At 48.3% G+C, this 14061-nt stretch carries 12 protein-coding genes; 5 read left to right on the forward strand and 7 right to left on the reverse strand.

Annotated elements, in window-relative coordinates; all coding sequences use genetic code 11:
• Positions 1–71: 71 nt before the first annotated feature.
• The gene (locus tag BUQ91_RS10490) at positions 72–1253 is read right to left on the reverse strand and encodes an alpha/beta hydrolase (RefSeq protein ID WP_254842330.1); all 1182 of its coding nucleotides are present in this window, start codon (positions 1251–1253) and stop codon (positions 72–74) included.
• Positions 1254–1358: 105 nt separating this feature from the next.
• Here BUQ91_RS10490 and BUQ91_RS10495 point away from each other — a divergent pair, with 105 nt between their 5' ends.
• Together BUQ91_RS10495 and BUQ91_RS10500 are read left to right on the forward strand one after the other, a co-directional pair.
• Complete coding sequence (locus BUQ91_RS10495) at positions 1359–2147, forward strand: ZIP family metal transporter (protein WP_074209234.1); 789 nt, start codon at positions 1359–1361, stop codon at positions 2145–2147.
• A gap of 107 nt (positions 2148–2254) precedes the next feature.
• Complete coding sequence (locus BUQ91_RS10500) at positions 2255–4957, forward strand: SUMF1/EgtB/PvdO family nonheme iron enzyme (RefSeq protein ID WP_083601233.1); 2703 nt, start codon at positions 2255–2257, stop codon at positions 4955–4957.
• An 11-nt stretch (positions 4958–4968) separates the two neighbouring features.
• On the opposite strand, the gene BUQ91_RS10510 is transcribed toward BUQ91_RS10500, so the two are convergent.
• Positions 4969–5865, reverse strand: coding sequence for a LysR family transcriptional regulator (locus BUQ91_RS10510; protein ID WP_074209235.1), 897 nt, complete (start codon positions 5863–5865; stop codon positions 4969–4971).
• A gap of 138 nt (positions 5866–6003) precedes the next feature.
• On the opposite strand from BUQ91_RS10510, the gene BUQ91_RS10515 reads away from it, so the two are divergent.
• The 3 genes from BUQ91_RS10515 (at position 6004) to BUQ91_RS10525 (ending at position 8331) form a co-directional block, all read left to right on the forward strand.
• Positions 6004–6543, forward strand: a complete 540-nt coding sequence (locus tag BUQ91_RS10515; protein ID WP_074209236.1) for a flavodoxin family protein — start codon at positions 6004–6006, stop codon at positions 6541–6543.
• A gap of 17 nt (positions 6544–6560) precedes the next feature.
• Positions 6561–7760, forward strand: a complete 1200-nt coding sequence (locus BUQ91_RS10520; RefSeq protein WP_217693439.1) for an alpha/beta hydrolase — start codon at positions 6561–6563, stop codon at positions 7758–7760.
• Positions 7761–7833: 73 nt separating this feature from the next.
• The gene (locus BUQ91_RS10525; RefSeq protein WP_254842331.1) at positions 7834–8331 is read left to right on the forward strand and encodes a cyclophilin-like fold protein; all 498 of its coding nucleotides are present in this window, start codon (positions 7834–7836) and stop codon (positions 8329–8331) included.
• Between the two features lie 519 nt (positions 8332–8850).
• Here the strand turns inward: BUQ91_RS10525 and BUQ91_RS10530 are convergent.
• The 5 genes from BUQ91_RS10530 to BUQ91_RS10550 all read right to left on the reverse strand — a co-directional run bounded on the left by BUQ91_RS10530 (position 8851) and on the right by BUQ91_RS10550 (position 13991).
• Positions 8851–10950 carry a heavy metal translocating P-type ATPase gene (locus tag BUQ91_RS10530; RefSeq protein ID WP_074209237.1) on the reverse strand — a complete coding sequence of 700 codons (2100 nt, stop codon included), beginning with the start codon at positions 10948–10950 and terminating at the stop codon, positions 8851–8853.
• 115 nt (positions 10951–11065) lie between these two features.
• Complete coding sequence (locus BUQ91_RS10535) at positions 11066–11290, reverse strand: DUF1490 domain-containing protein (RefSeq protein ID WP_074209238.1); 225 nt, start codon at positions 11288–11290, stop codon at positions 11066–11068.
• A 280-nt stretch (positions 11291–11570) separates the two neighbouring features.
• Entirely contained in the window at positions 11571–11999 is a 429-nt protein-coding gene (locus BUQ91_RS10540) for a flavodoxin (protein ID WP_074209239.1), read from the reverse strand.
• A 24-nt stretch (positions 12000–12023) separates the two neighbouring features.
• Positions 12024–12584 (reverse strand): DUF3793 family protein, encoded by a 561-nt coding sequence (locus BUQ91_RS10545; RefSeq protein WP_074209240.1) that lies wholly within the window; start codon positions 12582–12584, stop codon positions 12024–12026.
• Between the two features lie 282 nt (positions 12585–12866).
• Positions 12867–13991, reverse strand: a complete 1125-nt coding sequence (locus BUQ91_RS10550; RefSeq protein ID WP_074209241.1) for a hypothetical protein — start codon at positions 13989–13991, stop codon at positions 12867–12869.
• Positions 13992–14061 lie beyond the last annotated feature (70 nt).

A 14061-nucleotide genomic window follows, 5' to 3' on the forward strand; every position in this document is an offset into this window, starting at 1 on the left:
TTTTCTCCTAAAAAACGCACTTCCCTCATGACAAGGAAAGTGCGCCAACCGATTAAAACAAAATCTAGTTATTAAAAATTCTGTGCAACGACAATCTGCTTCCGCAAAACGGCACCATCCAAAAATTCAAACATCGTGCGGTAAGCGTTATCACGAACATCCTTGCGCGAGAGGAACAAGTCGTGCATGCCATCCGTAATCGTCACGGTCGTGACATCACTGCCCAATTTCGGAGCCCACTTTTCGAGAAGATTCACATCAAGCATGCAGTCGCAACGCATGTAGTCGTCATCCCACTTGACCGTGTTCACGGTGCAGCCGCTACGCATCATGAGAACAGGAGCCTTGATTTGCATTCCCGCATGGATCCACTTGATGCCGCGTTCCGTCGCGCGGAGGTAACCAAAGTACTGCTGTGGCCATTCATCGCTTTTCAATTCACGATTGAATTCCCACTCGCCTTTTTCACTTTTCAAAAGAGATATGTTGTACTTAGGGGCTTCCTGTTTTGGAGCGGGTGCATCGGGCAACAACAGCGCAATATCCGAGAACACGGGGAAAGCCACATTGCGAACAAACCAGCTATTTTTATAATCTAGGAACGGACTGTTCAAAACGAGAGCTGCAAAATCTTCGCTATTGCGTTCATTCAGGTAATTCGGCGTAATCAACCCACCCTGCGAATGACCGAGAATGACAAACGGCAATTTCGCATTCGAACCATTCGCCGCAATCTTCTTGCTGAGAGCTACAGCAGCATCCAACTCTGCATAGTATTCCTTGACGCTACGCATATCCGAGCGCGGCTCGCCTTCACTATACGAACGACCATTGTAATGCAAGTCAATTGCAAAGAACGCAAAACCCGCAGAATCCGATTTTTCCGCAAGTTCTTCCTGGAAGAAGTAATCATTATAACCATGCACATACAAGATAATTCCGCGCGGATTCGGTTCATGCGTCACCGCACGCGGAGAACTTCCGTAAGGATATTCAATTAACGTTGCATGAAAATCCTTATCATACGGTTTTACGTCAATCGGGTAAACCTGATAAGGTTCGCCAAGTTCCGGGTCCACAGCCTTCTGCGGCAAAGCGTTATCAATAATCGTCTGCAACGTAGCTGCCGAGAGTTGCTTACTGTAAGCTTCGTCCCGCTTCTTTTCCTTGCAGGCGGCAAGGCACGCATTTGCAGAAGTTGTAAAAAGCAATACGGCAGAGGCCGCGACAACAAAAGACTTTAACTTATTCATGCATCTACGATACAAAAATGCAATCGTTCACGCTACTCCAATTAGACTTTCAAAACTCCAGCGCGTTTTTTGAAATTGTCAAGTTTTAATACTATCTTTTTTCGTATGATTCAACCCATTTTACCCATTATCCAAGGTCTCACCATCCCGTTTTTAGGGACGGTTCTCGGCGCAGCCTGCGTATTCTTTATCCGCGGGCAAATGAAGCAGAACCTCAAGCGCGGACTTTTAGCATTTGCAGCAGGCGTCATGGTAGCGGCATCCGTCTGGAGCCTGCTCCTCCCGGCCATCAGCACCAGCGAGCATTTGGGTAAATTGGCTTTTGTACCCGCCGCAGTTGGGTTCTGGGCAGGCATTTTATTCTTGTACATTTTGGACAAAATCACGCCGCATTTGCATTTGGGCAGTCAAACGCCCGAAGGCCCGAGAGCAAAGCTCAAACGCACCACGATGCTCACGCTCGCCGTGACACTCCACAACTTGCCCGAAGGCATGGCTGTCGGCATTGTTTTCGCAGGTTGGCTTTCCGGGAACGTCGCCATCACACTCTCGGCAGCATTCGCACTTTCCATCGGTATCGCTATCCAGAATTTTCCTGAAGGAGCCGTCGTTTCACTCCCGCTAAAAGCCGAAGGCGCAACACGCAAAAAAGCATTCGCGCTCGGAGCGCTCTCTGGAGCTGTCGAACTGATCGGTGCATTGATTACCTTAATCGCCGCAGAAATTCTTTCGCCGTTCATGCCTTATCTGCTTTCGTTTGCGGCAGGCGCAATGATCTACGTTGTCGTTGAAGAAATGCTCCCCGAAGTGAGCGAAGGCGACCACTTTGACGCAGGCACAATTCTCTTCGCCGTCGGCTTCACGCTCATGATGGCACTCGACAGCGCGCTATAGAACAATACAAAATGTCCACAGCTAGAAAAAATTTTACAAACAGATTTGTAGCATTCGATGTATATTAAAAAATAGGGTTATGGATATTTCTACTCGTGGAGGTGCGTATGCACAAACTTTCCTCGGGTGTTTTAGCGGTATCGATTTTTACCGCGGGGATGGCTTGGAGTTGCTCGGATTCATCCGAAAAAGGGGTTTCACCGGATTCACCAAATGATGGCGATCCGCCCACAATCATTTCACAATCATCAGACGATTCACATGGGGATAGTTCCGCAAAGGATCTCTCCAGTTCAAGCGATGGCAAAGCCTCGGGCGTAGATTCCGTAAGCAGTTCGTCCTCAGACGAAAACATTTCAAAACATTCATCATCGTCAATCAAATCACCATCAAACGAAACTTCTTCATCTAGCACAAACGCATTTATATACACCGCTCCAGAAAATTTCTCGGATACTGTAAATGGTGCAATTTTTGATATGGTGTACGTTGCCGGAGGTTCATACACGCGCGGATGCGACAACTGCGCCGAACAAGACAAAATTTACGAATCTCCATCGCACAAAGTCACCTTGGACGATTACCACATAGCATCAACCGAAGTGACCATCGGACAATGGAATGCAATCATGGGCGGCAAAAAATCCGCATGGGAATCCGATAAAGCACCCAAAATTGGCGTTAGTTGGTTTGATGCTAACAATTTTGCATGTAAGTTAACACAAAAGACAGGGCGGCAATACCGCCTACTCACTGACGCTGAATGGGAATTCGCAGCGCGTGGCGGCAAAGACGGAATCGCTGACAAATTCAAATTTTCTGGAAGCAATAAAATAGACGATGTCGCCTGGTATTCCGAAAATAGCGGAGGCAAGTCACATGACGTCGCCACCAAGAAACCGAACAAACTCGGACTTTACGACATGAGCGGCAATTCCTGGGAATGGGTTTACGACTGGCTTGTCGCTTACACATCTTCTGATAAAATAAATCCAGTACAGCTCACAGGCTCGGGCAACAAGACGCGTCGTGGCGGAAGCTATGGCGAGCCCGCAGAATTTGCGAGAGTGAGCCGCAGGGCAATCCGCAGCCGCGACGGCGCCGCTGATATGGGATTTAGAATAGGGACATCTTCAAAACTCCCGCCCGGAATGGTAAGCCCATGCGAAGCCGCAAACCCTTCCGCAGCCGTTTGCAGCGGAGAAAAGAATCGCGATTGCCGCCTAATCACAAATGCCGATGAAGCCTGGATTAGCGACGATTACACAGTCATCATCGGAGAAGATGGAACTGCCGCCGTATCGGGCTACCCCAACATTTCAGGCCAATGGTACACGCTCAACAATCGCAGTTTCAACGTCGTCACAAGAACAGGCACCAAAACATACGCCTACTACATCTTCAGTGAAGACGAACTCACCATGATTAGCGACGACGGGATTCCTTATCGCCTATACAAAAGAAGTGCTACCGAAGCCAAGAACAAAATATCACTTCCGACCGTAAGTAATCCCAAAACATTATCACAGTTGATTGCCGCAGTAGAACCCGAGCGTCTCGTAAGCGATGAGCAAATTTTACACCCAGACACAAGCATTCGCGACAAACGCATCGCAGCCGAAAGTGGATACACTTGGTTCTTTGATGGTCGTTGCTGCGGCGGCAATCACAAATACCGCTTTCACCTTGACAAAAATGGCGATGCAGAATTCGTCGTAATGGATTATGACGACACGCACCATGAAAACATTCTCGCAAAAGGCCGCTGGTTCACCGTTGGCAACATCGGACTACACATCGTCCTGAACGGCAAATATTACAACTACCTTTACTCCGTGGGCGAACGCACCATGAGCTATAGCGAGTACATGCCCGCAGGCCCCATTTTCTGTCACATTTCCTTCCAAAGCTACGAACGAGGCGACTTCCGCATTTTCAACAAAACCGTTTATGACGATAACATAAAAAGACCTCGAGGTTTCAATGGAGAAAATCCAGTCTACGAAGCAGGCGATTATCAATGGGGATCCGAATCAACACGTTCTAACAACGATATACCTGCCCAATCATCCTCAAGCGCATCGCAATCAAAAGTATCTCTTGACGAGAATGGCTTCGCTACAGTAGCCGACGTTTACAAGAGTCTCGCCGCCAATGAAAAAGCGGTATTCATCATCCGCCATTCCGAGCGCGAAGATGATGTCGCCATGGAAACAGAACTCACTGCAAACGGCATCAAGATGGCTCAAGACCTGGGCAAGACTCTCAAAAGTAGCGAAGATTTTTCGTACATCACTTCTGGATTCGTACGCACAAATGAAACGGCAAACAACATTTCAAAAGGTCGAGGAGAATCCAGCCTCCCTAAACTCATCACAAATTACGACATCACAGGAAACTGGTTCCTGAAAATTTCAGCCGATTCGCTCGCAAAATACGCAACATCGCTTAGTCTTAAAGGAGGTTCCGTTGAATTGATGGCCCGTTGGGCCTATGACAACGAATACCCCGAAGCATTTTACGATCTTGAATCCCGTGCCGAAGAATTTATGCAAAGCGTCATCTTGAAAAACTTGCGCAAATGGAATCGCATCAGCATCATGGTTTCGCACGATATTTTCGTAATGCCACTAACCGTTTTCGGTTCACAAAAGAATGTAGCTCTCAAGTATCATAAAGACTACCATTGGATTAATTACATCGCTGGGCTTGCCATCATCATTAGCGCAGATAACAATTTACGCTATATACCCATAAAGGGCGCCGATTCAGGCGTCATCGATTATCTAGCAATGTACAAAGCAAAATAAGAAATTATTAATTATTCAGCTCGCTTGTCCAGTTCCGCCTTCAAAAACTTTAGGAATTGCGCGGCGGGCTTGCTGAACACGGGATTCTTTTTCCACACGACCACGAGACCGCTAGTACGTTCGGGTGAAATACGCACGAACGCAAAGGGACTGTCTTTCCCGGTGTTTATCAGGCGTTCAAGCGTAAGGGCGGCACCCATTCCTTGTTCTACACAGACGGCGGCATTGTATATAAGGTTGTAAGTGCCGACAATGTTGAGCGATTTCAAATCTCGCCCAAGCCACCCCGTGAATTCTCGGGAATCAAGTGTTTGTCGTGAAACTAACAGCGGAATATTCGCAAAATCACGGGCGATTATCTTCGATTTCTTTGCAAGCGGATGATCCCTGCGCAACAGAAGCCCCCATGTGTCTCGGTCGGGGAGCGTCAGGTATTCATATTTTGTTTTGTCGACAGGTTCTACCAATAACCCGAAATCAATCAAGCCTCGATCTAGTTTCTCCGTAACATCTTCCGCATTTCCGCTAGAAATGTTCAGGCAGATTTTCGGATATTGTTTCTGCATTTGCTTGCAGGCATCGGCGATGGGCTTGAAACCTTGCGTTTCGCCTGCGCCGATATACACGTCACCCGCGATTTCTTCCTTGCTTGATTCGGCAAATTCCTTTTGGGTGTATTTCACAAGTTCCATGATTTCTTGCGCGCGCTTCTTAAAACGCAAGCCTTCTTCGGTCAGCGTCGTCTTCTTGTTGCTGCGCACAAAGAGCTGCGCCCCGATTTCTTCTTCGAGTTCCTGCATCTGGCGCGAAAGCGTCGGCTGCGTCACAAAGAGCACATTGTTTGCCGCCTGCGAAAAACATTCCTGCTCGGCCACCGCCAAAAAATATTTAAGAGTCCGTAATTCCATAGGTATAAATATACTTTATTATGTCTAAAAAGCATAGCAAGCCATAGTAAATAAGTAATTGCTATTACATAGCGGTTTAGCTATATTAAGAACGTAAAGGAAAAAAAACGCGGGCACAACCTTAAAGGGAAAATAATTATGAAAAACGTTCTAGTGATTTCGAGCAGTTTGCGTGCCAAGAGCAATTCCGAGACCTTGGCGCAGGAATTTGCGAAGGGAGCTATTGAGGCGGGCAACAAGGTAGAAGTTGTTTCGCTGCGTGGCAAGAAGATTGCTTTCTGCACGGGTTGCCTTGCCTGCCAAAAGAAGGGCAAGTGCGTCATCAAGGACGATGCAAACGCCATCACTGAGAAAATGAAGAAGGCCGAAGTCATCGTGTTCGCGACGCCGATTTACTATTACGAGATGAGCGGTCAACTCAAGACGATGCTCGATCGCGCAAATTCCCTTTATGTAAGTGATTACAAGTTCCGCGAAATTTACCTGCTCGCTTCTGCTGCCGATACCGACAAGAAGGCGATGAACATCGCGAAGCGCGGCATCAGCGGCTGGATAGCCTGCTTTGACGGCGTGAAGTTCAAGGGCGGCATATGTGCCACCGGTGCCGAGAATCCCGGCGATGTCAAGGAACGCACTACACTTTTGAAGAAAGTGTACGCAATGGGAAGTAAAGTTTAACGACAAGGAGATAACTCATGAAATCCAAATTCTTAAGTGCGGCGTTCGCCGTGGTTTCCGCCTGCACCCTGATGGCGTGCTGCCCCGAAAAAGAAAACAATGCTGCGCAGGGTGCCGCAACGCCGGCCGCGCAGCCCACAACTGAAACAGCTCAACCTGCACCGGAGAAAGATATGAATAAGCTTAACCTCACCGCCGAATGGGACAAGGTTTTCCCGCAGAGCGAAAAGGTGGAACATTCCAAGGTCACTTTCAAGAACCATTTTGGCATTGAACTCGCCGCCGACATGTTCGTGCCCAAGGACACGAGCCTCAAGGCGAACGGTAAGTTCCCTGCAATCGCCATTTCGGGCCCGTTCGGTGCCATCAAGGAACAGTCCTCTGGGCTTTACGCGCAGCACATGGCGGAACGCGGATTCCTGACCATCGCATTCGACCCGTCGTTTACCGGCGAATCGGGCGGCGAGCCGCGCTACATGAACAGCCCGGACATCAATACCGAAGACTTCATGGCGTCTGTAGATTTCCTCTCGACCCGCGACAACGTTGACCCGGAACGCATCGGCATCATCGGCATTTGCGGCTGGGGCGGCATGGCGATTAACGCTGCCGGCATCGATACCCGCATAAAGGCGACCGTCGCTTCGACCATGTACGACATGAGCCGCGTCACCGCCAACGGTTACTTCGACCAGGCGAACAACGCAAAGGCACGTAACGAAATGCGCAAAGCTTTGATGGCACAACGCACCAAGGAATTCAAGGATGGCAAATACGAACTCGCAGGCGGCGTGGTAGACCCGCTCCCGACTGACGCTCCGTTTTTCGTGAAGGATTACTACGACTATTACAAGACCCCGCGTGGCTACCACAAGCGTTCGCTCAACAGCAACATGGGCTGGATTAAATCGGCTGGCACGTCGCTCTTGAACACAAAACTGCTCGCTTACGCCAACGAAATCGAAAGAGCCGTGCTCGTGATTCACGGCGAAAAGGCCCACAGCCGCTACTTCAGCGAAGGTGCGTTCGAAAAGATGACCGGCAAGAAGGTCAAGGTCCCCGCAAAGCTTGACCCCAGCAAGAACTGGAGCATGACCGTCGGCAACAAGGAACTCCTGATTATCCCGGGTGCAGTCCATACCGACCTCTACGACGACGTGAACGGCAGAATTCCCTACGACAAGATGGAAGAATTCTTCAAGACAAATTTGAAGTAACTTGACTGATGTCATCCCCGCGTAGGCGGGGATCTCCTTTTTATTATTGAATTAAATTTTTCAGAGAGTTTTTATGAAAGGACGTATCCTATACATTGTCATTTTATTGCTGTTCGCAGCTTGCTCTTCTGACGCGGCGTCGTCTGTCAAACCGTCGCAGCCTGAAGCTCAGACGCCGAAATCGTCCGCCAATTCATCCGCCCAAACGGAGGCTCCCGTGAAACTCAAGATCCATGTGAACGATACCACCTTCACGGCGACGCTCGAAGAAAATTCCTCCGCCAAGGCCTTCGCCGAATTCCTCGCGCAGGGCGACATGACGCTCGACATGCATGACTACGGCAGTTTCGAGAAGGTGGCCGACCTGCCGCGCAGTTTCCCGCGCAATGACAAACAAATCGACACCGACGCAGGCGACATCATCCTTTACCAGGGTAATTCCATTACTATCTACTACGACAAGAATTCCTGGAACTTCACGCGCCTCGCCCGTATTGACAACGTAAACAAGAAACGCCTCCAGCAGATTCTCGGCAAAGGGAACGTGAAGGCGACATTCTCGGTGGAATAAGTAGTTTTGGCGATTTTACTACCATAAATCTGCCAAAAGAGAATTTTTTTAGCCTGTTTTGGCAAAAATATTGTATATCCCGTAAAACCCATAATTCTAGCCGTAATTTTGCTATTGCGTCCATGCGGAGTTTTGCTTAATTTACACACTTACCACCGCCCTCGTGTACGTCACCAAGCCGTATGGAGGAGAGAAGCGCAAATAAGCAAATCCGCTAACGCAATGTCATCCCCGACTAGTTCGGGGATCGCCATCTCGTATAAAAAAAGTATTCCCTAAAACAAAGGGAATACATAAATCAAGAAGGAGATTCCCTCCCCATTCGCGGATCATGCTCACATAAGTGCTAGTTGCATTCAAGGCGAGTGTCGCGACAGGCTGCTTGCAGACTGTCATGATTGAGCCGAAGATGCTGACGCAAAGCGTCAAAGCACTAAGTGATCAAAGAGCTCGGAGGCGGGAATGACAAGCCTTTCGCAAAAACGCCTGACTTTTTCAGGCGCATTTTTAACACATCAATTATTCCACCTTCAACTTAGTCATGCTTTTTGCACAAATGCCCATGGTCGATACGTTGTGCAAGAAAGCTGACGTTGTCGGAGAAAGCATGCCGAAGAATCCGCCTAAGAGCAAGCTCGTATTGAACGCCACGATAAAGCGGTAGTTCATCATAATGCGTTCCATCAGCTTTTGGCTCAAGAGACGCAGTTCCACGAGGTCTTCGAGATTCTCGCGACGGAGCGTCACATCGGCTGTTTCGCGGGCAATGTCCGAAGCATCGCTCATTGCGACAGAGACGTTTGCCGCAGCAAGCGCAGGGGCATCGTTGATGCCATCGCCCACCATAATTACACGTTTGCCTTCGGCCTTCATTTGTTCCACATAATGGTGTTTATCTTCGGGCAAAACTTGAGCGAAGAACGTATCGATTCCTAAAAGTTCCGCTACGCGTTGAGCCGCATTTTTGCTATCGCCCGTAATCATCACCACATTCTTGATGCCACTTTCACGCAACCTGCGTATGGCAGCAGCCGCTTCTTCGCGAGGCGGGTCGCTAATGCACAAGGCGCCGGCAAGTTCACCACCGATGCCAAGGTAAATCACAGACGCAGCCCCCGCTTCTTTATCGATGATGCGCTGGTCCTCTTCGGACACAATCACCTTTTCGTCTTCAATCACAAAATGCTTGCTGCCGATGACCGCACGTTTTTCGTCAAGCGCTGTCGCAATGCCATGTGCCACAATGTACTTGACATCGGCATGTTCTTCTTCGTGAGCGATTCCGCGTTCAAGCGCAGCCTTCACAATTGCACGTGCCATGCTATGCGGGAAATGTTCCTCGATGCATGCTGCAATTTTCAGGATTTCATCTTCGCTGCGACCGCCAAACGGGATAATCTTTTCAAGACGCGGTTCTGCCTTCGTGAGCGTTCCCGTCTTGTCAAACACAATCGTATCCGCAAGTGCAAACTCTTCGAGATACTTGCCGCCCTTCACCGTCATGTCCATATCCGCCGCTTCACGCAGTGCAGAAATCACGGAAATCGGAGTCGAGAGCTTTATCGCGCAAGAGTAATCCACCATCAAGATGGAAACCGCACGAGAGATGTTCTGCGTGAACAAAAGCGTGAGTCCAAAGCCGAGGAAACTGAACGGCACGATGCTATCGGCCAAATGTTCGGCACGGCTCTGCACGCTCGCCTTCAAATCTTCGCTATGGTCAATCAGCTCGATAATCTTTTGAATTTTCGTGTTGCCATTGACCGCGCGAACCTTCACGACAATCGCACCTTCTTCCAGAACAGTTCCCGCAAACACCGTCTTGCCGCGAGTTTTCATCACCGCCTTGGATTCGCCCGTCATCGTCGATTCGTTGACAAGCGCTTCGCCTTCCATGACGCGACCGTCCACAGGAATCATGCTCCCAGAACGCACACGCACCAAGTCGCCAACCTGAACATCCTTGAGTTCAATCAGCACATCCACGCCGTCTTTCACGACCCAGACTTTATCGACTTTAACAGCAAGGCTCCCTGTAAGCGCCGTACGCGTACGCGCCTTGGTATAATCTTCGAGCAAGCCCGAAACGCCCAAAAGGAACATGACCGTCCCAGCAGATTCGTAATTGCGTTGCAACAACGAAGCACCAATGGCGGCACCGTCCAACACATCAACGGTGAGCTTTCCGCTCATGAGCGTTGAAACACCACGCGCCACATAACGCAACCCACGAACCACCGTAATTGCCGTGCGAATTGGGAACGGAACAAACCAGCGCAACAAATAGCGACGCGCAATCATCCCCATGAGGCTAGCCTTAAAGCCGTCATCAAGAGATTGCAATTGGTATTCCGTTTCGCCATCGCATTCCGGCAGCGATTTGGGGTTCAGCGATTTTGCAAATTCAAGAATCTGGCTACGACTCGCGCCGTAATCGCCGTTCTGCGGCTCATATTCAAGTAATAGTCCGCCATTGGCACTATGCACCACGGCACTTTTTACGCAAGGCACGCCTACACACGCCTTGTGAACACGCGCTTCATACTCACGATCAAAAGCATACGCTCCGGCGCGCAAACGCAAACGCCCCGGCTTATCGTAAACGATTCTGAATCTCATAATGAATCTTAAGCAAATACTGCAAGTTATCAGTCATTAGTCAATAGTTACTAGTTTAAAATTTGGCGGCTACGCCGCGATTATAAAAACCAATGACCAATGACTATTGACTAAATTACTTAATCCCTGCTTCTGCCTTGGCGTCGTTGCAGATATCGTTTGCTTCGTCCTTCATGTCTTGGAAAGCAGCCTTGGCATCGGCAGTGAACTTCATGCCATGAGCAAGTCCCTGAACGGCGAGTTCGCGAGTCTTCTTTGCCTTAAGCACTTTCTTTGCGACTGCGGAACCCACAGCACCTGCAACTACGAGCCAGAATTTTTCGTTTTTGAACATCGACATATCTATTCTCCTTATTAAAGAAAAATCAGCGGAACACCTGCCCGCTTTTAAAAATTAGATACTCTCCCCTGCGATTGCAAATCACAAACAAACTAAATACATAATTCACGAGACCCCGCGTCGCAGTTGAGTTTCACGCGACCGACGCTAACATTGTTAGTGAATTTCTAACAATGTTAGACTCTCTAATTTTGTTAGCGAGTCTAACATTTTGTGGATCCCCTCCCTGACGGTCGAGGATGACAACAACCAACTACGCTCCAGGATGACGGTACTACAATTACGAAAGCGCAAGAACCTTGCCGAGTTCACGGCATTTTTCTTTGCCAGCATCATCCGGAGCGCCTTCAATAGCGAGCGGATCATCAGCAAGCACGAGGCCCGCATTCGCAGCATCTTCTTTCCACGGATTCATCCATTCGCCGCCGCCCCAGCCGTAAGAGCCGAACAAAACGACCTTTTTGCCCGAAATCTGCGTCTTCAGTTGATCATAAAGCGGCTGGAATTCGCTATCTTCAAGTTCTTCGGCACCCATCGCCGGGCAGCCCAAAGCAAACTTGTCAAATTCATTGGCTTTTTCCACCTTAAAAGCAGACGTATTGAAAAGCGTCACTTCGGCACCAGCTTCCTTTGCTCCAGCGACCACTTCATTCGCCATAACTTCGGTATTTCCCGTTCCTGTCCAATAAATAACAGCAATTTTATTCATTTTTATCCTTTTGTTATCGGTTAGTTAACTTGCCACAGTCAATTCATCCAAAGAATCGCCCTGTTCAAAACGCTCATTGAAAATCTTGTGACATTTTTTGTAAACATCAAAGATATGCATCGAATTCGGTACATCGTTATAAACTTTCCAACACCCTATCACCTTGTAATTTTTTCCACCATATGCAATAAAATCTTTCACATCTTGCAACGGGTAACCTAAAAACACTCCCACTTCATGAGGGAAACAAACGGAACGCGCCATGCGCACTTGGAAAAAATTCAATAACGACTCTACATCAAACCCGATGTAGCCAAAACCTTTCAAAAAATCCCTAATCTCATAAGAATTACCCAACTCCTGTAAAGCGCTATTTCGGTAGACATATATAAAATAACGGCCACATCGTTCTGCAACAATGCGAGCCGAAACGCCCTTAGGATTCAATACGCGATTCCAACGAGCCAAAATATTGCAAAGCAAAACACCATCCGCATCATCAAGGCAAAATAAATTTGCCGTTTTAAGACCGGCAAGCGTCGGAGCGCAATGGCGAACAAGGCGAGAATCGATATTTTCAATCATGAACAACCTAAGCAAAAAGCAAAAAAAAATCCCGCCTACGACTTCCGCCGTAGGCGGGATAACCTATCCAGCATATATGAGGTAACGAATCTTATACACTAGCTGAGGTTCTATGGCAAAATTTCCTTTATCCTTATTTTAGAAATCTATACAACCAAATGCTACTCCAAATAGACTTGAAACAATCCAAATATTAGACAAAGCTAACATAAAGAAAAACCCCGCCAACAATTTTCATCGTGGCGGGATTTTCATCCTATGGCAAAAAATTAGAATAGTTTATTAGAAAGCAAATACAGTTTCGAGACCGAAGCCAAGACCCGTATCGTCGCCAGCATCATCGCCGACCGGGATATTGAACAAGGCAAAGCCAGTCACTTCAAGACCTTCGACCGGAGTGAAGTAAGCACGGAGGCCTACGTTGAACGTAGAGACGTCATCGTCCTTATCAATCGTGTTCGTGTGGTATTCCAACGGAAGACCAAGAGCAAGAGCATCGTTAATCTTCACGCCCGGTTCACCATAGACAAAGAAGTATTCAGGAATTTCTTCGCCATGAACAGTCGGAGTCTTGTCGTCGAAAATAGCGTAGAGCACAGAAGCCTTGATGCTGAACGTTCCGAGATCCAAAGCCGGCTCAGCAAGGAGTGCGTGCGTAGCCTTCGGATCATCTTCCTTAAGTGCATCTACATGCAATCCATAAACGAAGTGGAATGTAAATGCATCGAACTTCAAGTTTGCATCGAAGCCGGCATGCAATTCATTGTGCTTTGCTTCCTGATAGGACTTGTAATCAATGAACGGACGCAGCACATGTTCGCCAACGCCAAGTTCGTAAGCGAGGTGGAGGTCATAAGCAACGCCTACGCATGCTTCTTCATCACCTTCTTCAACACACACCTGATTGTCGTTGTCGCCGCGACCAAAGCCGAGGCCAAAAACAAGGCCATTATAGTCAATTTCAAAACCTCGGATATCGTGTTCTGCCATACCTGCGGCGTTATCAGCCGGATCATCATAATCGTAGAAGTTGAGGAAAGCGCCTTCCGAGAAAGTCAAGTCGCCAAACTTCACAGCAAACTTATCGCTATGCGTGTACTGGACAAATGCGCCATTATAAATGGCAGCCGGATCGGTCGTTTCGCCGTCAGCTTCGAGCTGTACGGATGCAGACCACTTTTCGTTAAATTTGACATCAACATTCAAATCAAATGTAGAAGCGTAGCTATGGCTCTGCGTATCGTCATTGATCACATCACCCGTGTAAGCGTCAAATTCAACTTCGCCAGAGAACTTGACTTCCGGGCCTTTAGATGCTGCTTCAGCTTCCTGAGCAAGAGCCGGAACGGCAAGGATAGATGCAGTAGCAAGACCAAACAAGAGATTGGATGTTAAACGTGTCTTCATTTTTACTCTCCTATGACGGTTTTTTATTTTTTTGTAACACCCCGTCTAGACTTTTACATTTTGTGTCACA

Origin of the sequence: Fibrobacter sp. UWB11, assembly GCF_900143015.1 — a bacterium.
Taxonomy (GTDB): domain Bacteria; phylum Fibrobacterota; class Fibrobacteria; order Fibrobacterales; family Fibrobacteraceae; genus Fibrobacter.